This is a genomic window from Aminobacter sp. NyZ550 (assembly GCF_025628925.2).
Taxonomy (GTDB): Bacteria; Pseudomonadota; Alphaproteobacteria; order Rhizobiales; family Rhizobiaceae; genus Aminobacter; species Aminobacter ciceronei.
The window spans coordinates 1,827,057-1,848,199 of record NZ_CP114190.1 but is presented as its reverse complement, the minus strand read 5'-3'; the positions used below and the strand labels follow the sequence as shown (position 1 = coordinate 1,848,199).

The 21,143-nt window shown below is 64.9% G+C and carries 20 protein-coding genes and 1 riboswitch; of the genes, 6 read left to right on the top strand and 14 right to left on the bottom strand.

Annotated elements, in window-relative coordinates; translation table 11 throughout:
• Window positions 1–189: 189 nt before the first annotated feature.
• On the bottom strand, window positions 190–1,107 hold the full coding sequence (locus N7E70_RS09205; RefSeq protein WP_263006143.1) for a 3-keto-5-aminohexanoate cleavage protein: 918 nt from the start codon (window positions 1,105–1,107) through the stop codon (window positions 190–192).
• A 79-nt stretch (window positions 1,108–1,186) separates the two neighbouring features.
• Between N7E70_RS09205 and N7E70_RS09200 the strand changes: the two genes are divergently transcribed.
• Entirely contained in the window at window positions 1,187–2,167 is a 981-nt protein-coding gene (locus N7E70_RS09200; RefSeq protein WP_263006142.1) for a GlxA family transcriptional regulator, read from the top strand.
• Here N7E70_RS09200 and N7E70_RS09195 read toward each other — a convergent pair.
• The 4 genes from N7E70_RS09195 to xylA form a co-directional block, all read right to left on the bottom strand.
• Complete coding sequence (locus N7E70_RS09195) at window positions 2,164–2,934, bottom strand: TIGR01458 family HAD-type hydrolase (RefSeq protein WP_263006141.1); 771 nt, start codon at window positions 2,932–2,934, stop codon at window positions 2,164–2,166. The two genes, N7E70_RS09200 and N7E70_RS09195, sit on opposite strands and share 4 nt — an antisense overlap.
• 51 nt (window positions 2,935–2,985) lie before the next feature.
• On the bottom strand, window positions 2,986–3,219 hold the full coding sequence (locus N7E70_RS09190; protein WP_263006140.1) for a hypothetical protein: 234 nt from the start codon (window positions 3,217–3,219) through the stop codon (window positions 2,986–2,988).
• A 111-nt stretch (window positions 3,220–3,330) separates the two neighbouring features.
• Window positions 3,331–3,846, bottom strand: a complete 516-nt coding sequence (locus N7E70_RS09185) for a GNAT family N-acetyltransferase (protein WP_269441451.1) — start codon at window positions 3,844–3,846, stop codon at window positions 3,331–3,333.
• 93 nt (window positions 3,847–3,939) lie between these two features.
• Window positions 3,940–5,250: a xylose isomerase gene (gene xylA / locus N7E70_RS09180; protein WP_263006138.1), complete on the bottom strand. Its 1,311-nt coding sequence runs from the start codon at window positions 5,248–5,250 to the stop codon at window positions 3,940–3,942.
• A gap of 149 nt (window positions 5,251–5,399) precedes the next feature.
• On the opposite strand from xylA, the gene N7E70_RS09175 reads away from it, so the two are divergent.
• Window positions 5,400–5,759: a nuclear transport factor 2 family protein gene (locus N7E70_RS09175; RefSeq protein WP_263006137.1), complete on the top strand. Its 360-nt coding sequence runs from the start codon at window positions 5,400–5,402 to the stop codon at window positions 5,757–5,759.
• Between the two features lie 14 nt (window positions 5,760–5,773).
• On the opposite strand, the gene xylB is transcribed toward N7E70_RS09175, so the two are convergent.
• From xylB to N7E70_RS09160, 3 genes are all read right to left on the bottom strand, one after another.
• A complete protein-coding gene (gene xylB / locus N7E70_RS09170; RefSeq protein ID WP_263006136.1) occupies window positions 5,774–7,225 on the bottom strand; it encodes a xylulokinase in 1,452 nt (483 codons plus the stop codon).
• Window positions 7,226–7,439: 214 nt separating this feature from the next.
• Window positions 7,440–8,759, bottom strand: a complete 1,320-nt coding sequence (locus N7E70_RS09165) for a tetratricopeptide repeat protein (RefSeq protein ID WP_263006168.1) — start codon at window positions 8,757–8,759, stop codon at window positions 7,440–7,442.
• Window positions 8,760–8,774: 15 nt separating this feature from the next.
• Window positions 8,775–9,398 (bottom strand): LysE family translocator, encoded by a 624-nt coding sequence (locus N7E70_RS09160; protein ID WP_067957979.1) that lies wholly within the window; start codon window positions 9,396–9,398, stop codon window positions 8,775–8,777.
• A gap of 179 nt (window positions 9,399–9,577) precedes the next feature.
• On the opposite strand from N7E70_RS09160, the gene N7E70_RS09155 reads away from it, so the two are divergent.
• The 3 genes from N7E70_RS09155 to N7E70_RS09145 all read left to right on the top strand — a co-directional run bounded on the left by N7E70_RS09155 (window position 9,578) and on the right by N7E70_RS09145 (window position 12,351).
• On the top strand, window positions 9,578–10,309 hold the full coding sequence (locus N7E70_RS09155; protein ID WP_263006135.1) for a L,D-transpeptidase: 732 nt from the start codon (window positions 9,578–9,580) through the stop codon (window positions 10,307–10,309).
• A gap of 153 nt (window positions 10,310–10,462) precedes the next feature.
• Window positions 10,463–11,629 (top strand): diphosphate--fructose-6-phosphate 1-phosphotransferase, encoded by a 1,167-nt coding sequence (locus N7E70_RS09150; protein ID WP_263006134.1) that lies wholly within the window; start codon window positions 10,463–10,465, stop codon window positions 11,627–11,629.
• Between the two features lie 50 nt (window positions 11,630–11,679).
• Window positions 11,680–12,351, top strand: coding sequence for an MBL fold metallo-hydrolase (locus N7E70_RS09145; RefSeq protein WP_263006167.1), 672 nt, complete (start codon window positions 11,680–11,682; stop codon window positions 12,349–12,351).
• A 234-nt stretch (window positions 12,352–12,585) separates the two neighbouring features.
• On the opposite strand, the gene N7E70_RS09140 is transcribed toward N7E70_RS09145, so the two are convergent.
• Window positions 12,586–14,034 carry an aldehyde dehydrogenase family protein gene (locus N7E70_RS09140; protein WP_154386394.1) on the bottom strand — a complete coding sequence of 483 codons (1,449 nt, stop codon included), beginning with the start codon at window positions 14,032–14,034 and terminating at the stop codon, window positions 12,586–12,588.
• Between the two features lie 293 nt (window positions 14,035–14,327).
• On the opposite strand from N7E70_RS09140, the gene N7E70_RS09135 reads away from it, so the two are divergent.
• On the top strand, window positions 14,328–15,572 hold the full coding sequence (locus N7E70_RS09135) for a TCR/Tet family MFS transporter (protein ID WP_067957965.1): 1,245 nt from the start codon (window positions 14,328–14,330) through the stop codon (window positions 15,570–15,572).
• Between the two features lie 7 nt (window positions 15,573–15,579).
• On the opposite strand, the gene N7E70_RS09130 is transcribed toward N7E70_RS09135, so the two are convergent.
• The 5 genes from N7E70_RS09130 to N7E70_RS09110 form a co-directional block, all read right to left on the bottom strand.
• On the bottom strand, window positions 15,580–16,575 hold the full coding sequence (locus N7E70_RS09130; protein ID WP_263006133.1) for an LLM class flavin-dependent oxidoreductase: 996 nt from the start codon (window positions 16,573–16,575) through the stop codon (window positions 15,580–15,582).
• Window positions 16,575–17,348, bottom strand: a complete 774-nt coding sequence (locus N7E70_RS09125; protein WP_067957960.1) for an ABC transporter ATP-binding protein — start codon at window positions 17,346–17,348, stop codon at window positions 16,575–16,577. The genes N7E70_RS09130 and N7E70_RS09125 overlap by 1 nt, the downstream gene beginning before the upstream one ends.
• Window positions 17,345–18,448, bottom strand: a complete 1,104-nt coding sequence (locus N7E70_RS09120) for a FecCD family ABC transporter permease (protein ID WP_263006132.1) — start codon at window positions 18,446–18,448, stop codon at window positions 17,345–17,347. The genes N7E70_RS09125 and N7E70_RS09120 overlap by 4 nt, the downstream gene beginning before the upstream one ends.
• 19 nt (window positions 18,449–18,467) lie before the next feature.
• Window positions 18,468–19,411, bottom strand: a protein-coding gene (locus N7E70_RS09115) for an IS630 family transposase (RefSeq protein ID WP_263005224.1) whose coding sequence is annotated in 2 segments (ribosomal slippage) — window positions 18,468–19,075 and window positions 19,075–19,411 — 945 coding nt in all. Because the reading frame shifts where the segments join, the coding sequence is not laid out codon by codon here.
• Window positions 19,412–19,554: 143 nt separating this feature from the next.
• Window positions 19,555–20,604: an ABC transporter substrate-binding protein gene (locus tag N7E70_RS09110; protein WP_263006131.1), complete on the bottom strand. Its 1,050-nt coding sequence runs from the start codon at window positions 20,602–20,604 to the stop codon at window positions 19,555–19,557.
• 268 nt (window positions 20,605–20,872) lie between these two features.
• Window positions 20,873–21,062, bottom strand: a riboswitch (cobalamin riboswitch).
• Window positions 21,063–21,143 lie beyond the last annotated feature (81 nt).

The window sequence follows — 21,143 nt, the reverse complement described above, 5'->3', positions numbered from 1 at the left end:
TACGTTGCCCCCCTCTGTCCTGCCGGACATCTCCCCCTCAAGGGGGGAGATTGGCAGCTTCAATTTTCGCGCTGTGCTTGCAGCGTTGGCGGTTGGCGACCCCATTGCGGCCAGCCAATCTCCCCCCTTGAGGGGGAGATGTCCGGCAGGACAGAGGGGGGCGCGAAGGAATGCCACGTTCGCGATCTGCTACGCCGCCAGCGGCGCGCGCTTGACGAGGTTGAGCTTCTTGCGCACCTCTTCTGGCCCGATGACCCGCGCGCCCAAGGTCTCGACGACGGTCACCGCCTTCTCGACCAGTTGCGCATTGGTGGCCAGCACCCCCTTGTCGAGCCAGAGATTGTCCTCGAGGCCGACGCGCACATTGCCGCCGGCAAGCACCGCCGCCGCCGCATAGGCCATCTGGTTGCGGCCAAGCGAGAAGGCAGAAAAGGTCCAGCTCTTCGGCACGTTGTTGACCATCGCCATGAAGGTGTTGAGGTCGTCCGGCGCGCCCCACGGCACGCCCATGCACAGTTGCACCAGCGCGTCGGGCGCCAGCACCCCCTCCTCCACCAGTTGCTTGGCAAACCACAGATGGCCGGTGTCGAAGGCTTCGATCTCGGGCTTGACGCCCATCGCGGTCATCATGCCGCCCATGGCGCGCAGCATGCCCGGCGTGTTCGTCATGACGTAGTCGGCCTCGGCGAAATTCATCGTGCCGCAGTCGAGCGTGCAGATCTCGGGCAGGCACTGGCGCACATGCTCGACGCGGTTCGTGGCACCGCCCATGTCGGTGCCGGCTTCTTTCAGCGGCAGCGGGTTCTCGACGCCGCCAAACACCATGTCGCCGCCCATGCCGGCGGTCAGGTTCAGCACCACATCGACATTGGCGTCGCGGATGCGCTCGGTCACCTCGCGGTAGAGATGGATGTCGCGGCGCGGCTTGCCGGTCTCGGGGTCGCGGACATGGCAATGGACGATAGCCGCACCAGCCTTGGCCGCTTCGATGGCCGAGTCGGCGATCTGCTTGGGCGAACGCGGCACGAGGTGGCTGCGATCCTGCGTGCCGCCGGACCCGGTCACGGCACAGGTAATGAAGACCTCGCGGTTCATTTCGAGCGGCATCGCATTTCCTCCCAGCAGCAATTCCGGGCAGATCATTGCGCCGCTTGCGTCGACATGTTTTGCGTTTTACGAAAGCCAAATGGCAAAAAGCGAAAAGCCGACAATCTTTCGCGAAGAGCGCTCGCCGCTCAAGGTGACGATGTTGGTCTTTTCCGGCGCGTCCATCATGTGCGTCGCGTCAGCCGTCGACCCGCTGCGCGCCGCCAACCGCATATCAGGTGAGACGCATTTCGACTTCCGGCTTGTCTCCGCCAGCGGCGAGCCGGCCATCACCACCTGCGGCCTGCCGGTGGCGGTCTCCGGCGCCTTCGACCCCGACGACGCCTGCGACGTGCTGATGGTCATCGCCGGATTCGGCACGCAAGGCTACGCCACGTCGAAGCTGCTCGGCGGCATCAGGCGCTGCGCCCGCAAGGCGCGTGCTGCGGGCGGCATCGAAGCCGGCACCTGGCTGGTCGCCCGCACCGGCCTTTTGGAAGGGCGTGCGGCCACCACCCACTGGGAGGACATGGAGGATTTCGCCGCCGCTTTTCCCGACGTCGAGGTCCGCCCCGATCGCTACATCATCGACGGCCCGGTCTTCACCTCCGGCGGGGCCGCCCCGACCTTCGACCTGATGCTGCATCTGGTGCGCTCGCGGTTGGGCATGGCGACCGCGCTCGATGTCGCCAGCGTCTTCATCTACGACCAGTCGCGCGCCGCCACCGACGCGCAGCCGCTGGTCTCGCTTGGCCGGCTCGACGGCTACGACCCGCGCCTCGCCCAGGCGATCCGGCTGATGGAAGCGCATGTCGACCAGCCGCTGACAATTGCCGCGATCGCCAAACGTGCCGGCGTCACCGCGCGCACGCTCGAAAGCATTTTTCGCACGTCGATCGGCGAGACTCCGGGCGCCTATTACCTGAGGCTGAGGTTGAACGCCGCCCGCCGGCTGGTGGTCGACACGCGCGTCAGCATGGCCGAGGTGGCGGAACGGACGGGGTTTTCGTCGGCGGCAGCGTTTTCACGGAGCTTCTCGCATGCCTTCGGCACTCCTCCGGTGCGCATGCGGCGGGGTTAGCTGCGTTTGCGAAGAATCCACTCGACCGCTGCCATGAGATCGTCGACGACGGCACTCGGATGCGGCACGTGGCGGCTTTCGTCGCCGGCGCGATATTTGCCCGTGCGCACCAGAAGCGCCGAGCCGATGCCGGCCTTCAAGGCCCCTGCAACATCACTTTCCGCGTCGTCGCCGACCATCACCGCCTGATCAGGCGGACAGTCCAACCCGGCCAACGCGGCATGGAAAAAGTCTCGCGCCGGCTTGCCCAGCACCGTCGCCTGTTTGCCGGCGGCGAATTCGAGTGCCGCGACGAAGGCGCCGGCATCGAGGCTGAGCCCGCCATCGGCATCCTTGAAGGTGCTGTTGACGGCAAGCGCCAGGAACTCGGCACCGTCGATCAGCTGGCGGAAGGCTGTGTTCATCGCCGAATAGGTGAAGGCCTCGGCGGCATCGCCGACCACCACCGCCCTTCTGTCGCCGAACATGTTGCCGGCGAATTCGGGCACGAGGTCGGGATGCACCAGGAGATGCGGCACGCAGCCGTCGCGGGCGAGCCATTCGACAGCGGCACGCGCCGGCGTGAACAACTCGTCGCGACCGACGGTTATGCCGAAGCCGGCAAGTTGCGCGACGATCGCCCGATGCGGCAAACGTGTCGTGTTGCTGACGAAGCGGATCGGCAGGCCCTCGGCACGGAGCCGTCCGATGGCCGCGACCGCGCCCGCTATCGGCGTGTCCCCGTCATAGACGACGCCAGAGAGGTCGAGCAGGACCGCGCGTATCATGCAAGGGAGCATGGCGGACCCTGCCCGCTCAGTCAAACCACGCAGTCGGGATCAGGCTGCGGCGCGAACATCGGCATCGATATGCGCGCGCATGTTCTGGGCGAGCACGGCTTCGAGCCGCATCGTCACTGCGCGCGTCCACTCGTCGGACAGCTCCGGCTCCAGCGGCGGAGGCGGCAGCGCCATCAGGCGGTCGACGAACGAGACGTCGGCGGCCTTGCCGAGCAACGCCTCGATTGCCGGATCGTGGGTATCCCCGGTGAAAGTCTTTCGTTCCCGTCTCATGGGGTGCTAAGTCCCTGATTCGACGGGCGTCCTGAGGGCGAGAAAGAGGCAATTCGGGGGCACGGGTGTGTGTCCGCGCCCGCCTCAATCATGCCGAGTCCCGGGCGCCCCTCAGCCCTTGGCCAGCGGCTTTTCGAACAGCACCGTGGTCAGTCCGCTGTCCCATTCCTCGTCGGGATACCGCCTCATCTCGACATAGCCCATTGCACGATAAAAGCTCTGGCTCTGCTGGTTGAAGGTGTCGGTTTCGAGCCGCACCTTGGCAAAACCTGCCTTGCCGATCTCCTGCTCAGCCCGCACCAGGAGCAACTTGCCGAGACCGATGCGCTGATAAGCCCCCGCCACATGCAGCGCCTCGATGAAGTCGCCGCTCCAGTGCACCATGCCGGCGATGCGGCCATCGACCTCGGCCACCCAGAAGGCGAGACCGTTTTTGTCGACGTAACGGCCGCCGACATCCGACGTGAGATAGCGCTCGGCCGACGCGGCTGTGATCTCCGGCCGCCACGTGCTTTCGAACGTATCGGCCAGCACCTGCTTCACCTCGGCAAAATCAGCCGCCTTCGCCAGCCGCACCAGGATGTTGCGCTTGTCCATGCCGTCGTCCCTGTTTTTCCAGGCCGCCATGTAGCAGCGCCGCTGGATTTGAACATCGGACAGCGCGGACAAAAAAATGGCGCCAGTCCCGGCGGCTGGCGCCATCGTTGGCGTGATATGCCGTCAGACGTAGCGGTTGACGACGTTCTCCAGATATTCCTGCCGGCCCGACTTCGGCTGGGGCTCGATGCCTTCTGCAACCACGCGCGTCGCGATCTGCTCGAGGCTGCGCTCGCCAGCCAGCATCGCCTTGGCCTCGGTCGAGTTCCAGCCGGCGTAACGTTTGTCGAGCGGTCCCGACAGCGCCTTGTCCTCGATCATCTTCGCCGCGGCCTTGAGGCCGCGTGCGCAGGCATCCATGCCGCCGATATGGGCAACCAGCAGGTCCTCCGGATCGAGCGACTGGCGGCGCAGCTTGGCGTCGAAATTGGTGCCGCCCGTCTTGAAGCCGCCGCCCAGCAACACCTGGTAATAGGCCAGCGCCATCTCCGGCACGTTGTTGGGGAACTGGTCGGTGTCCCAGCCCGACTGGTAGTCGTTGCGGTTCATGTCGATGGAACCGAAGATGCCGAGCGCATTGGCCGTCGCCAGCTCGTGCTCGAAGGAATGACCGGCCAGGATCGCGTGACCCTGCTCGATATTGACCTTCACCTCCTTCTCCAGCCCGTACTTCCTGAGGAAGCCGTAGACGGTGGCGACGTCGTAATCATACTGGTGCTTGGTCGGCTCCTGTGGCTTCGGCTCGATAAGGATGGTGCCGGTGAAACCGATCTTGTGCTTGTAGTCGACCACAAGGTTGAGGAAGCGGCCAAGCTGGTCGAGCTCGCGGCCCATGTCGGTGTTGAGCAGCGTCTCATAACCCTCCCGGCCGCCCCACAGCACGTAGTTCTCACCCTTCAGCCGCTTGGTGACGTCGATGCAATGCTTCACCGTCGCCGCCGCATAGGCAAAGACATCGGGATCGGGATTGGTCGCGGCACCGGCCATGAAGCGGCGGTTGGAAAACAGGTTCGCCGTGCCCCACAGCAGCTTGACGCCTGATTTTGCCATCTTGCCTTCGAAATAGTCGGCAATCTCGTCGAGGCGCTTGGCACTCTCGACGAAGGTGGCACCTTCCGGCCGCACATCGGCATCGTGGAAACAATAGTAGGGAACGCCCAAAAGCGAGAACAGCTCGAAGGCGACGTCGGCCTTCAGCTTGGCGTTCTCCATGGTTTCTCCGAACCAGGGCCTCTCGAAGGTCTGCCCGCCGAACGGATCGCCGCCCGGCCAGGCGAATGTGTGCCAGTAGGCAACCGCAAAACGCAGATGGTCTTCCAGCCTTTTGCCCAGCACCACCTCGTCAGCGTTGTAATGACGATAAGCCAGCGGATTGGTGCTGTCGGGGCCTTCGTAGCGGACGGGCTTGATGTCGCCGAAATAGCCGGTGCTCATGGGAGAACTCCTTTCAGTGAGTACGCATGACCGCCTGAAAAGGGCAGTCGCCGAATTCCGTATTCGATTACCTCAGGCGTAATTGGTTTCAGTCGAGCCTGCTGCGAAAAGGATTGCGTCAACCAAGACAAACCTGACGGAGAGCAGAAATGACCGACTACAACGCCATCGCCGAGGCCTACTTCGCCGCCTGGAACGAGATCGACACCGCCGCCCGCAAGCCGCTCGTCGAAGCTGCCTTCGCCCCGGGCGTCAGCTATCGCGACCCGATCATGCAAGGCGACGGCCATGCCGGCATCGACGCGCTGATCGCAGGCGTGCACGGCCAGTTCCCCGGCTTCCGCTTCACGCTGAAGGGCAAGGCCGACGGCTTCGGCGACAACATCCGTTTCTCCTGGGGCCTCGGCCCTGACGGCGCGGAAGCCGTGATCGAAGGCAGCGACTTCGCCACGCTTAAGGACGGCCGCCTCAGCATCGTCACCGGCTTCCTCGACAAGGTGCCGGGCTGATCTGGCCCGGGCGTTCACATCGTCCCCCGGATCGCCGGATAGAGCTTGCGATAGCGCTGGTAGGCCGCGTCATAGGCGTCTGCCAGCGCTGCCGCCGGCTCAATGGTTTCGGCCGTATCAGGCGGCGTGCAGACCTGGCGCGGGTCGGCCCCCTCGGCTGCGATGAGACCGAGGCGCGCGGCACCAAAGGCGGCGCCGAAATCTCCGTCGGCGGGAATGTCGACCGGCATGCCGAGCGCTGTCGCAATCGACTTCAGCCAGTAGCGCGAGCGTGACCCGCCGCCGATGGCGGTCACGCGCGTCAGCGTCGTTCCGGCAGACGCCAGCGCTTCAAGACTGTCACGGAAGGCAAAGGCCACGCCTTCGAGCACGGCCTGGGTCAGGCCGGCCCGGTCAATCTCATGGGCGAGACCAGTGAAGGAGCCGCGGATCGCCGCATCGTTATGCGGGGTCCGTTCGCCCGAGAGATAGGGCAGGAAGGTGACGCCCGTTGGCGCACGCAACTCGTCGCCGAGTTCGCGTGTCAGTTCAGCCGCGTCCTTGCCCGATATGGTGCTCAACCAGTTGAGCGAGTCCGTCGCCGACAGGATCACGCCCATCTGGTGCCAGGCATTGGGAAGTGCATGGCAGAAGGTATGGACGGCACTTGCCGGGTTGGGCAGGTAGGCGCCATTGGCGGCAAACAAAACGCCCGACGTGCCGAGCGACACGAATGCGGCTCCCGGCTTGACCGTACCCATGCCGCAGGCGGAAGCCGCGTTGTCGCCGGCGCCGCCCGAAATCACCACGCCCTGCCCCATGCCCCATTTCGCCACCAGCTCGCCGCGTAGCGTGCCGGCTCTGTCGGTGCCTTCGACCAGCGACGGCATGTGCTCGATGCCAAGGCCTGTGGCAGCGAGTAGCTCCGGCGACCAGCGCCTTGCTGCGACATCGAGCCAGGAGGTGCCGGCGGAGTCGGACATTTCGGAAATGTACTCGCCCGACAGCCAGAGCCGGAGATAGTCCTTGGGCAACAGCACCTTGGCCGCCCTGGCGAAGATGTCGGGCTCGTTGGCCCGAACCCAGGCGAGCTTGGGCGCGGTGAAGCCGGGGAAAACGATGTTGCCGGTGATCTTGCGGAAGCGCGGATCGGCGTCGAGGCCGGCCGCCTCGGCATAGCTGCGTGTGTCGTTCCAGAGGATGCAGGGGCGCAGCACCTTGCCCGCGGCATCGAGCAGCGTTGCGCCATGCATCTGGCCGGATAGGCCGATGCCGCGAACGGCAGCCAGTTCTCGTGGATGCGCTGCCTTGAGCTCGGCGATCGCCTCCTCGGTAGCGCGGATCCAGTCGGCAGGATCCTGCTCGGACCAGCCATGATGCGGCCTGGAGACGTCGAGCGAACCATGGCCGGAACCAATGATCTTCTGGTCGGCGTCCATCAGCAGCGCCTTCACGCCTGACGTGCCGAGATCGAGCCCGAGATACATGCCGTTCCTCCCGAATGAGCGACGCGGACGCGCGTCGCATCCATCCTCTCACGTCATGGCCGCCTTCATCGCCTACAGGCAAAACGGCCTTGCCATCGTCCCGTTCCTCCACCGGACGCTGCTTATTAGCAAACATTCCGGGGCCGGGTCGACATTTATTTCGGAACTCGTAAAAAATAAATCTTCGGCGTAACCGACGCGCTTTCGACCTCAATCAGCCATGTGCGAGCAGTGCCGCGCGCTGGACGAACAGGCCCGACAGCGGGCTCGCCGGCCGCGCGTGGTTGCGAGCGGAGGCGAGCTTCACGGCAAGGCCGTCGTCGCGATTGCGCAGGGCCGCCTCGATCAGCGTCAATTCGATCACGTCACGCTGGGCGTGGCTGCCACCGAAGCGATGGGCGATGGCCCTGACCGGTTCGAGTAGCCTCACCGTCTCGCCATAACGCCCCTCGCCGAAGGCCTTGATCGCCAGGGTGACGGGATGGCCGACGTCACGGGTGAAGGCGGCATTGTCGTCGTTGCGGGCAATCGCCTCGCGCTGGGCGTCGAGCATCGCTTTGGCCGGCGCTTCGAGCCCGGCTCCGACGAAGGCCATCATCGCATGCGCGTCGTTGAAGGCATAGTTGCCGGCGGCGGCCTTGGGCATCCAGTTTGCCGCGAGCTTGGCCCAGCGGTCGCCGACATCGACGCCGCCGAGACAAAGCCGCCACAGGATCGCCGAGGCGTCGACCATGTTGAGCGCCAGCTTCGACTGCGCGCCGTAGATCGGCCCGTCATAAAGGGCGAGTACCTCGTCGGTCTCGCCGAGATCGTAGTGAAACAGCGCCAGGTGCCACCAGTTGTGGACCTGGAGAAAGCTCTCCTTCGTCCAGGCGTCGGTGTTGCCGCGCATCCAGGCGATGCCGTCGCGCTGTCGGCTCTGCATCTCCATCACATGCGCCACCGCATGCTGAGCCCAGCCGTCGCGCGGCTCCAGCCCGACTGCCTCGCGGCCCAGCGCTTCCGCCCTGACGTAATCGCCCATCTCCTCGAAGCCGAAGGCCTGCATGCCGAGTATGGCGTGATAACCGGGCATGCTCTTGCCCCATGACGGCAGCGCTCTGGCGATACGATCGCGCAGCATCGGGGCATTGCCGGTGAAGAAGTCGATCTGATGTCCGGCCTGCAGCGCAAGCGCATCAAGCGGGTGCTCCGCCGTCAGCTCTCCGAGAATATGCCCGGCCTCATGCCAATGCCCGGCAGCGAGTCGCCCAAGTGCGGCGACATGCGCCTTTTCGCGCGCCGTCGCCGCGAACCCAGCGGCTGCCGAATGGCAATCCTGCGCCACCGCCATCGCCTCTCGCTCTGTGGACAGGCCGTAAAGCCAGCCCTTGAGCACATGCGCCATGACGAAATCGGGCGCAGCGGCGATCGCCTTGTCCGCCGATCCGACGGGATCACCGACAAAGCGCTGGAGTTCGCTCACCCCGCGCTCGTATTGCGCAGCGGCTGCCTCATCCGCTCCGGAAAGGGCGAACCCGAGCCGATCCTTCACCACGGCCAAAAATCCTCAGTGCCCCGAGCGGGTGGCCGCGGCCGCAATGCCGGCGCCGACCAGAAGCGTGCCGCCGGTGCGGTTGAAGATGCGGATGGCACGCGGGTTGGACACCACGCTGCGGGCGCGTGCTGCCACCAGCGCGTAGCCGAAGGCGTTGGCGAAGGCGAGCGTCAGGAAGGTCAGCTCGAAGATCACCATCTGGGTCCAGAAATCGCCGCTGCGGTCGAGGAATTGCGGCAGGAAGGCAACGAAGAAGGTGATGCTCTTGGGGTTCAGCGCGGTCACGATCCAGGCATGGGCCATCATCTTGGCCGCAGACGCGGCATCCGTGCGCGGCTTGGCGTCGAGCGTGCCACCGGCGCGGAACAGCTTGATGCCGAGATAGATCAGATAGGCGGCACCGATCCACTTGACGATGGTGAAGACGGTGGCGGACGCGGCAAGCAGCGCACCGATGCCGAGCATCGACAGTGTCATGGCGGTGAAATCGCCAAGCGCCACGCCGACGGCCATCGGCAATGCCGTGCGCCAGCCCTGGCCGAGCGCATAGGATACGACGAGCAGGATCGTGGGCCCCGGAATGACGAGAAGCACCGCCGACGCGGCGGCAAAGGCGGCCCAGCTTTCAAACGACATGGCAACTCTCCCTCATTTGGAAGCGGGATCAAGCTCCGGCTCCGCGCCGATGTAAAGCCCTTAACGCGCGGCCGATGGCGTTCATGCTTTTTCAACCATGAATGGTGAAAATACACGCGATCCACAGCCGGGGTTCGCTCCGGTGCCTGGCCGCCCCGCGTGTAGAGTGGAATTGTGCCGTGTCGAAATCGCCTGCTCCGAAGACCGAGTTTTCGAACCTTGCCTCGCGCCGCAACGTGCTGTTCGGCCTCGGCGCTGCTGGCCTGGTCGCCGGCTGCAGCCGCGCCATGGACTTCGACATGCCGGCGATGGGCCTGGACAACACCGTCACCGGTTCGGTCCGCCCACAGATCAGCGTCGACAAGCAGGTCACCAGCCCGAATGTGATGTATGCGTCCTTCACCGACGAAGGATTCCAGCTGCCGGAAATCCCCTTCGCCAAGGTCGATCCCAAGTTCCGCCGCCAGATCGTCGTCGATCCGACCGGCGAAGCGCCCGGCACCATCGTCGTCAAGCTGCAGGAACGCTTTCTCTATCTCGTCCAGCCCGGCGGAGAAGCCATCCGATACGGCGTCGGCATCGGCCGCGACGGCTTCCTGTGGAGTGGCCGCGCCAACATCCAGTACGGCAAGAAGTGGCCGACCTGGACGCCGCCGCGCGAGATGATCGCGCGCAAGCCGGAGTTGGTGAAATGGGCCGGCGGCCAGCCCGGCGGCCTCGACAACCCGCTCGGGGCGCGTGCCCTCTACATCTTCCAGAACGGCCAGGACACCGGCTACCGCGTTCATGGCTCGCCCGAATGGTGGACCATCGGCCAGGCGATGTCGTCGGGTTGCGTGCGTATGATCAACCAGGACGTCATCGACCTCTACAGCCGGGTCAACGGCAAGACACCGATCGTCGTCGGCTAAAGCAAACCGCCGGAGCGAAAGCTCCGGCCCGGCATCTTCGAAACCTTGCGAACCGGTTGAATCTCCCATTGCGTCGCTTCGCCAGAAGGGCGAATGTGCCGGAAAACAGCGCCGTTGCGACGGCGATTTCCGGCACCCTTGGGGAGGACGACCATGCCCTCGACATTCGTGATTGCGCAAGGCGGCGGACCGACCGCCGTCATCAACCAGACCATGGCGGGTGCCGTGCTCGAAATCCGCCGCCGCCATCCCAAGGCGCGGGTCCTCGGCTCGCGGCACGGCGTGCGCGGTATCCGCGACGGTGACTATGTCGACTTGACCGACATCCCTGAGGAGCAGTTGCTGCGCATCGCGGCGACCCCGGGCGCGGCCCTCGGCAGCACGCGCGACAAGCCTGATGCCGCCTATTGCGATCTCGTGCTCGAAGGCCTGAAGAAGGCCGATGCGCGCGCTTTCATCTATATTGGCGGCAACGACACCGCCGGCACCCAGCAGATCCTGACGGATGCGGCCCAGGGCAGTATCGCCTTCGTGCACGCGCCCAAGACCATCGACAACGACCTCGAGGAAAACGACCACACTCCGGGCTTCATTTCGGCGGCGGAATTCGTCGCCGGCGCCTTCCTCTCGGTCGATCTCGATTTCCGCGCCTTGCCCGGCATCTATGTCGGCATCGTCATGGGCCGTCATGCCGGCTTCCTGACCGCCGCCGCCGCCGCATGGCGCGACGAAGACACCGATGGGCCGCACCTGATCTACGTTCCGGAGCGTGCCTTTTCTGTGCCGCGCTTCATCGACGAGGTGAAGGAGACGCTGGCCCGCCATCGTCGTTGCGTCGTTGCGGTTTCCGAAGGCGTCAGCACCGCCGACGGCAAGGCGTTGGTCGAGAGCATCGTGCCTGCCGACAAGCTTGAGCGCGACGCCCATGGCAACATCAAGCTTTCGGGCAGCGACCTGAGCCGCGCCTTCGAGAACGCGCTCGCCGAAGGCCTGCCGGGCAAGCGCGCCCGTGTCGACGCGCTCGGTTACATGCCGCGCGGCTACATCGGCGCGGTCAATGCCGTCGACGCGCAGGAGGCCTTCGACGCCGGCGTCTTCGCCGTCGATGCGGCCGACAAGGGCGGCGGCTCGGTGGCGCTGAAATATGAGGGCGGCAAGACCGTGTTGAAGCTGGTGCCGCTGGCCAATGTCGCCGGCAAGACCCGGCACATGCCCGACGACTACATGTTGCCAGACGTCAACCATCTGTCCGAAAAGGGCATGGACTATCTCAGGCGGTTGGTGCCCGGCCGCTTCAAGATCGGCAGGCCCTTCGTGTGACGCCCCGTCCCGGCTGGTTTTCGAGAACCATCGTCGACGCGACGACGACGATGCTGAGCGAGCCCTTCGTCACTGACTATTGTCGCGCCAATATGTGGCTGGTGCGCGGCCGCGACCTCGACATGCTTGTCGACACCGGCATGGGCATCTGTGCGCTCGCACCCGAAATCGACATTGTGCCAGGCAAGCCGCTGCTTGTCGTCGCCACCCACGTCCATCTCGACCATGTCGGCTCGCTGCACGAGTTTTCCTGGCGCGCCGGCCCGCGCATCGAGGCAGCATTCTTCGAGACGATGCCCGACGAGGCCACCTACGCCAACATGTTCCGCAACTTTCCCGGCGCGGTGTCGGAACTGCCCTGGCCCGGCTGGAGCTCCGCCGACTATGCCATTGTGCCTGCGCCGCTTGACCGCCTGCTTGACGATGGCGATGTCATCGAGCTTGGCGATCGCAGCTTTACCGTGCTGCATCTGCCCGGCCATTCGCCCGGTTCGATCGGCCTGTTCGACTGCCATGACGGCACGCTGTTCTCGGGCGACGCCATCCATTGTGGGCTTCTGGTCGACGACATGCCGGATTCCGACCGCACCGCCTATTGTGCCACCATGCGGCGCCTCATCGATCTGCCGGTAAGCATCGCCCATGGCGGCCACGCCGACAGCATCGATGGCACAAGGATGCGTGAGATTGCCATGGAATATTTGAGGCGGAACGGGGGTTAAGAGAGGCGGTTTCGCTTGAAGCCCCTCTCCGTGTCGGGCTTCGCCCGAGCCACCTTTTCCCCACTCCGTGAGGGAGAGGAAACGCCAATCACGCAGGCCCTAGCGAAATTGACTGGTCTGCACAGGTAGAGTGCGACCTCGCAGAAACTTGGGTTCCTCGCCCCCACAACGTGGGGGAGAGGTGGCACGGCGAAGCCGTGACGGAGAGGGGGAACCTCTTGAGACGAAAAGAGATCAGCCCAGACCTTCCTCGAACCCGCTGATCGCCTTGACCTCGAGGAAATCCTCGATGCCCCATTTGCCGCCCTCGCGGCCGAGGCCGGACTGCTTGTAGCCGCCGAAGGGGCTGCCATAGGGGCGGTCGGTGCCGTTGATCTGCACCATGCCGGCACGGAGCTTGCGCGCCACGCGTTGGGCGCGCGCCTTGTCACCTGTTTGAACATAGGCCGATAGGCCGTAGGGCGTGTCGTTGGCGATGGCGATGGCTTCCTCTTCCGTTTCGAACGGGATCATCGCCACCACAGGACCGAAGATCTCCTCGCGGGCAATGCGCATGTCGTTGTTGGCGTCGGCAAACACCGTCGGGCGCACATAATAGCCGCGGTTGAAGCCCTCGGGCCGGCCGAGGCCTCCGGCAACGACGCGCGCGCCCTCCTTGATGCCGGCGTCGATCATGCCCTGCACCTTTTCGAACTGCACGTCGGACGACAGCGGGCCGATATGGTCGCCATCCTCGGCCGGATTGCCGACCTTGACGGTGGCGGCATATTTCGCCGCGATGTCGACCGCCTTGGCATAGACCGGGCGCTGCACCAGCATACGTGTCGGGGCGTTGCAGGACTGGCCGGTATTCTCGAAGCAATGCGCCAGCCCACGCGTCACCGCGTCGGTGAGGTCAGCGTCGTCGAAGACGATGTTGGGCGACTTGCCGCCCAGTTCCAGCGCCACGCGCTTGACCGTCTCGGCGGAAGCCTTGGTCACGGCCACGCCCGCGCGGGTCGAACCGGTGAAGGACATCATGTCGATGCCGGGATGGCGCGACATCGCCTCGCCGACTGTCGGCCCGTCGCCATTGACCATGTTGAAGACACCGGCCGGGAAGCCTGCTTCCTCCATCATCTCGGCAAACACGATCGACGACATCGGCGCGATCTCAGACGGCTTCAGCACCACCGTGCAGCCGGCTGCCAGCGCCGGCACGACCTTCAACGCCACCTGGTTCATCGGCCAGTTCCACGGCGTGATCAGCCCGCAGACACCGATCGGCTCGCGCACGATGCGCTCCTGCGGGTTCTTGTCGTTGAGCGGCTCCTCGAATTCGAAGCTTTTCAGCACCTCGATGAAGCTCTTGATGTGGCCCGAGCCGCTGGCTGCCTGCTGTTCCAGCGCCAGCTTGATCGGCGCGCCCATCTCCCAGGAAATCGCCTGGGCCATGTCTCGCACTCGCCTGTTGTAGGCGGCGAGCAGCTTTTCCAAGAGCGCGATACGTTGTTCGCGGCTTGTGGCGCTCCACGCCGGGAAGGCGCGCTGCGCTGCGGCAACCGCCTTGTCGACGTCGGCGGCGGATCCCAGCGAGATCACCGCGAAGGGCTGCTCGTCGGCCGGGTTGATGACGTCGAGCTCTTTGGCGACCGTCGGCGCGACCCACTTTCCGTCGATGAAGAAATCCGTCTTGCGCAGCATGGCAGGCTCCTTGGTGCATGGGGATCATGCACGGTTTCACAATGCTACAGCGTCCTTTGCGCACCCAATTCGACGCGCGGCGCAGTAGTGTCGGCAGTCTTGTAGAACGGCGCGCGGCGCGCCCGTGTCTCGAATCCGACCGCATTTGTAGGTCGGCTTTTTCAAGGCGTGAAGACTTGGTTCAGCGCTTCGGTGCTCTTGCCCCAATGTCAGTAGGTTTGGACAATATACGCCGCCACGGCTGGATCGCGCGTCAGGTTGTTTTATAAGGCACGTCCATCGAGGCCACCATCATGTCCATCACAGCGTCGCGGCGCCAGGCGGCAATCGCCTTCATCTTCGTCACCGCCGTTCTCGACATCGTCGCAATGGGCATCATCATTCCGGTGCTGCCTTCGCTGATCGAGGAGTTCGCCGGGTCCAACGCCGATGCTGGCTGGATCAACGGTGTCTTCATCGCGCTGTGGGCTTTCATGCAGTTCGTCTGCTCGCCGATCATCGGCTCGCTGTCCGACCGCTATGGTCGCCGTCCCGTCATCCTTTTGTCGACGGCGGGCCTTGCCGCCGATTACGTGCTGATGGCGCTGGCGCCGAACCTGTGGTGGCTGGCGCTTGGCCGCATCGTCGCCGGCATCACCTCGTCGAGCTTCACAACCGTCTTCGCCTATATGGCCGACATTACCCCGCCCGAGGGCCGCGCCCGCGCCTACGGCCTGATCGGTGCTGCCTTCAGCGCCGGTTTCGTCGCCGGTCCGCTGATGGGCGGCTTCCTCGGCGAGATCTCGCCACGCGCGCCGTTCTGGGTGGCGGCGGCAATGAGTGGGCTCGCGTTCCTCTATGGTGCCTTCGTGCTGCCGGAATCTCTGCCGCGCGAAAAGCGCATGTCGTTTTCCTGGCGCCGCGCCAATCCGTTCGGCGCGATGATGCTGCTGCGTTCGCACCCTGAGCTCACCGGGCTCGCCGCAGTGACCTTCCTGCTGCATTTCGCCCATCACGTCTTTTCGGCGGTGTTCGTGCTCTATGCCGCCTATCGCTACAACTGGCATGCCTGGGAGGTCGGCACGCTGCTGGCAATGGTCGGGGTGCTCGACATGATCGTCCAGGGTCTGATCGTCGGCCCGGCCGTCAAGCGCTTCGGCGATCGCGCTACGATGGTGTTCGGCCTGTTTGCCGGCGCCTTCGGCATCGCCTGCATGGGCCTTGCGCCTACGGGATTCTGGTTCTCGCTGGCGATCATTCCGAACGCGCTCTGGGGCCTCGCCATGCCGACGACGCAGTCGCTGATGACCCAGCGCGTTTCCGAATTCGAGCAGGGCCAGTTGCAAGGCGCCAATATGAGCGTGGCGAGCATCGCCGGCGTCGCCTCGCCGCTGTTCTTCGGCGCGGTCTATGCCTGGACGGTGCGCGACGGCACGCCGCTGCCCTATCCCGGCCTCGCCTTCTACCTCGCGGCGGTCGTGCTTTTCGGCGCGGCCCTGCTGGGCTGGGTGGTGGCGCGCAAGGCAGACCGTGCCGATGCGGCCGACAAGGCCGCCTGAGACGCGCTCAGGCGGGCCGCAAGGCTGGCAGCACCTCGCGTCCGAAAAACTCCATGTCGGCGAGCGCCGCCGCCATGTCGACGATGCCGTTGCCGTTGAAGACCAGGCGCATGGCATCGATACCCGTAACTGCCGCCAGCGCCTTGAGCTGCGCCACGCAATCGTCCGGCGCGCCTGCAATCACCTGCCGCGCCATGGCCGTCTGCCGGTCGGGCATCACGATCTGGTCAGTAGACCGCCCTGCGGCCTTTGCCGACGCAACCCGACGTTCGAACAGCCGCGGCACCAGCTCGTCGAGCTTGCCCATCGCCTGCACCGTCGTCGGAGCGATGCAGACATAGCGAGACAGTTGCGACGCCCGCAGACGGCAGGCATGGCCCTCCTCCTCGAGGATTGCCTGGTAGGTGGCAAGCTGCCCGACTTCAGGCGGATCGAGACTGAGCAGCAACGGCAATCCCTCGCGGGCGGCGAATCCAAGCGTGTCGCGCGAGGTGCCGGCGACATAGACCGGTACCGTCTCGCCTGGAAGAAGCGGTCCAACCGAAACCTCCGAAGCCGGCCAGCACGCGCCCTCTTCGATCCTTGCGCCTGATGTCCAGGCATCGCGCATGATCCGGTAGGAGTCCTCGAAACGAGCCCTGGTGCTCTCGGCGGCGATGCCCAGCGCGGCAAGCGTCGCCGGATGTGTGCCACGGCCGATGCCCAGGTCGATGCGGCCGCCGCTCTGCCAGTGCAACTGTGCCACCTCCTCAGCCAAGAGGAATGGATGGTAGAGCGGCGTCACCACGATGGAGGTGCCGACCCGCAGGTGCTGCGTCCGGGCAAGGATGGCGGAGGCGAGGATCAAGGTCGACGGATAAGCCTGCGGCGGGTTCTGGAAATGAAACTCGTTGAACCAGATGCCGTCGAAGCCCATGCGCTCGACGTCTTCGCAGAGCCGCAACACCGAAGCGTGGCTCTGGGCCCTTCCCCCTCGCGCAAAGCCTGAAATGTCGAGCCGCATCAGGTCAGCTCGTGCGGGGCAAAAACGGGAATGTCGCGCAGCAGCCCGATCTCTACATTGACGCCATAGACGTCGCGCACCGTCTGTTCGGTCAACGTGCTCCGCCAGTTGCCATGGCCGACAACGGCGCCCTTGTCGAGCAGGAGCAGGCTGTCGGAAAAGCGGGCGGCGAGCGACAGGTCATGAATGGCGACCAGTGCCGTCACACCTCGTTCGCGCGCGATCTCGGCCACCACGCGCAGGGTGAATAGCTGGTTGCCGATGTCGAGCGCGCTCGTCGGCTCGTCGAGCACCAGCACCTCGGTCTCCTGCGCCAGGGCACGCGCAAGCATCACGCGCTGGCGTTCGCCGCCGCTGAGCTCCGACATCGGACGGAAGGCGAAATCCTCGAGTCGCAGCCGCCTGAGCATGTCCTCGACGACGGCGAGATCACCACGGCTCGGGCTCGCCCCCATATGCGGTGTGCGACCGAGCAGGCAGGTCTCGAACACCGTCGCTGGAAAGCTGAGCGGCGAGGATTGCGGCACATAGGCGATCCGGCGGGCGCGGACTTTGGGCGACATTGCGCGGATGTCGTGGCCGTCGAGCAGGATCCGCCCCGACGACGGCGTGGCAAGGCCGAGCACGGTCCGCACCAGGGTCGACTTGCCGGCACCATTGGGGCCGATGAGGCCGAGTATGTCGCCCTTCGTCAGCCCGACCGAGACCTCGCGCAGCACGGGGCGGCTGCCATAACCGAAGCTGACCTTGTCGACGGAAAGATAGTCGCTCATGAAAAATACTCCGAGCGCCTGGACAGGATCAGGTGCAGGAACAGCGGCACGCCGACGAAGGCGACGACGATGCCGACCGGAATGACTGTCGGGCTGAACGCCATGCGCCCGACAGTGTCGGCCAGAAGCAGCAGCATGGCGCCGCAGATCGCCGAAAACGGGATGAGATGGCGATGGTCGCTGCCGATCAGCAGCCGGGCGACATGCGGCCCGATCAACCCGACAAAGCCGATCACGCCGGTGAAGCTGATGACCACCGCTGAGACCACCACCGACAGCACGACGGCGATGCCGCGCAGCAGCGCGACATTGATGCCGAGCGAACGCGAAACGTCGTCGCCGGCGCTCGTCAACGCGTTGAATTGCCAGGCCCGCGACTGCGCCAGCGGCAGGGCGACCAGCAGTGCCGCACCAGAGACGGCAACCGCATCCCAGCCGATGCCGTTGAGGCTGCCGAACGTCCAGTGCACGACCCGGGCCAGTTGCTCCTGGGTGGCGACGAACTGCACGGCTGCGGTCATCGCGCTGAACAGGTACATCAGGGCAATGCCGGTCAGCACCATCGTCTGTGCCCCCATGCCGCGCAGCCAGGCCATGGAGAACACCAGCACGGCGCAGCCGAGCGCGAACAGGAATGCCGTCAGCGGCACGAAGTAGAGCCCGGCGGCGCTGAAGCCTATGCCGAACATGATGGCGATCGAGGCACCGAAGGCCGCCGCCGAGGACACGCCGATCGTATAGGGACTGACCAGTGGGTTACGTGTGATCGCCTGCATCAGCACGCCGGCGAAGGCCAGCGAACCGCCCGCCACCATGGCCATGACGACGCGCGGCAGGCGCAGATGAACCAGTACCCGCGCCTGCTGCGGATCGACCTCGGCGACGAAATGGCCGAACGACAGCTTCTGCAGGATGACCATGAGCAGCGTCACCAGCCCCGTCTCGGCGATGCCGACGATGGCAACGCCGCCGGCGACGAGCAGCAGCACAAGCAGCGACCACAAGATGACAGCCGCCTTGCGATAGCCGGCTCGGTGGTAGAGGCTGGAAATGCCGTCGGATTGGCCACGCGCCAAACCGGCACTGCTTGCGATGTCCATGGTCTAGAGCGCATCCTGTTTAATCTGGGTCATAGCCGGCTGCCTTGAAGTAGTTGGCGCATTCTGCGGGGGTGAAGAGTTCGATGACCGATCCGACCGCGTCCCACAGTGCCGCGATCGTTCTCTCGGCCTTTGCGCGCAGCAGAGCCTTGAGCTTCGAGAATGCGTTCTCGATGGGGTTGAAGTCGGGACTGTAGGGCGGCAGGTAGAGCAGTCTCGCGCCGGCAGCCTCGATCGCATCGCCAATGCCGGCAGCCTTGTGAGCGGGCAGATTGTCCATGATGACGACATCGCCGGGCTTGAGCGTCGGGACCAGTACTTGCTCGACATAGGCGAGGAACACGTTGCCGTTCATGGCGCCGTCGTAGACGAAGGGCGCGGTCATGCCTGTCAGCCGCAGCGCTCCGGTGAAGGTGGTGGTCTTCCAGTGGCCATGCGGCACACCGGCACGGCAACGCTCGCCGCGTGGCGCTCTTCCGCGCAGGCGGGCCATCTTGGTCGATAGTCCGGTTTCATCAATGAACACCAACTGCGCCGGCTCGAGGTCGAGTTGGCCGTCGAACCAGGCACGGCGGCGCATCAGGATGTCGGGGCGGTCCTGCTCCAATGCGTGCGCGGACTTTTTTTATACGTCCAGCCGCGCCGGCCAAGCCAGGCGCTCAGCGCGCTGCGGCTGATCCGCACCGACTGTTCCCCCTCCAGGCGAGCCACCATCTCGTTGAGCGTGATGTCCTTGTGCTCCTCGATCATCCCGACGATGAAGCCTTCATGCGCGTCGAGACTGGAAGCGCGGCGGCGGCCCTGCGGCCGCGGCGCCAGTTCGCCGATCTTCGCCCGCGCAATCCAGCGGATCGCACTCGATACGCCCACCCCGAACCGCGCCGCCGCCTTGCGCGCCGACATGCCTTCGTCTGAAGCCTTCAAGACCCGCAACCGAAGATCTCCGCTCAGTGCCTTCCCCATACTCCACCTCCATCGAGATAGATGTTGAATCAGCACCGAACGCGCCCGTCACTTCACAATCGATTCATCGATTGCGGGACGTGCTCTAGGCTCCGGATTGAGAGGGTACGCCGCCGCCTGCCGGGCGGCGGCGTGCTGGTCGATCAGTTGGAGGCTGTGCCCTGGTAGGTCATGCCGCCCTGGAACGGCAGCCCCTGGTAGATCTCGATCCATTCCTTCATCGCAGCCTCGGGATCGACGTCGGTGAAGAGGTCGGGATAGAGCCACTTGGCGACCTGCAGCGCGCCGGTGACCTTGGACGAGCCGCCGGCGAGGTAGTAGTTGATCAGGCGGACATCGCCCGCCTGCCCTGCCGGCGTGCCTGATATTTCCTCGCGCGCGACGATCGCCCTCCAGCTCTCGGCGAATTTTGCCTCCGGGATGGTCTGGTAGGAGCCGGGCTGCAGCTTGATCACCAGGTCGGGCTTGCGCGCGATGATCTCCTCGGGATCGACGGTGAAGCTGTTTTCGTTGCCGCGCGACGACGGCTCCTTCTTGATGTCGATGTCGCCGAAGACATTGGTGCCGCCGCCGGCCTCGATCATGTCGTGCCAGCCTGAGCCGGGCGTGACGGTCACGAGATCACGGACCTCTTCAAGATAAACCTTCTTGCGCTCGACGCCCTTCAGACGCTCGGCCAGCAGGTCCATGTACCTGGTGTAGTAGGCGTTCAGCGCATCGGCCTTTTCCTTCTCGTCGAACAGCTTGCCGAACAATGTCACGTTTTCGACATGCTGCAGCGTGTCCCAGGCGGTGACGACCAGCACCGGAATGTCGAAGGCTTCGAGCTGCTTGGCTGCCTCCTCATAGACGCCGTTGCGAGGGATGATGACCAGGTCCGGCTTGAGCGCAACGATCGCCTCGTAATTGGGCTGCGTCTGGCCTTGGCCGACAATGTCGGCTTCCTTGAACTGCGGCCAGTAGGTCGGATCCCGCATCGTGCTGGCATCGACGCCAACGACCTTGTCGATGGCGCCAATGGCGCGGGCGAACTCGACCGCGTAGCGGTTGAAGATCACCGCCCGCTTGATCGGCAGTTCCAGCTCGACCTTTCGGCCGGCATCGTCGGTGAAGCTTTCCGCGGCCGCCGGCGCAAGGCCAATGGCGGATGCCGCGGCGAGCCCGAGCCAAAGGATCCAATGTCTGATGTTCATGATCTCTCCTTGCTTGAAAGGGGTGCGCAACGCCTGGCGTTGCCATGCCCGGAAGGCGTCCGGGACAATAGGTCGAGGCGCGATGCCACGGCAGCAGGCAACGAATGCGTCTGCCCAAACTTTCGATATTCTGGGGAAACCGTTCTTCCCGACATCGCCGCGCCAACCTCTGCCTGCCCTGGCGTGGATGCGGAAATGCAGACCTGGCGAAAGCCGCAAACGGGCTTCCGAACCGGAACCGGCATTCCTGTGGCACACCCCGACCACGGAATCTCACTCTGTCAGGCAGGTCTCCTGGCTCGCGGGTCGTAGCCTTGTCGCCCGTCTTCCCGGCACGAATGCCAGTGACACAGGGGCAATAGGCTCACCGCTTACAGTTGCGGGACAGCTCCGGTTTCGCACCGGATTCCCTCTTAGCTTCCACCTCGCGGCGGAAGACCATGACGGCGCCAACCTATCGACGGCCAAGGTAAAGTCAAGTTGCCATCCGGGACTATACAGGGCGGCATTTGCCTGAGCCGCGACGATGCTGAGACCAG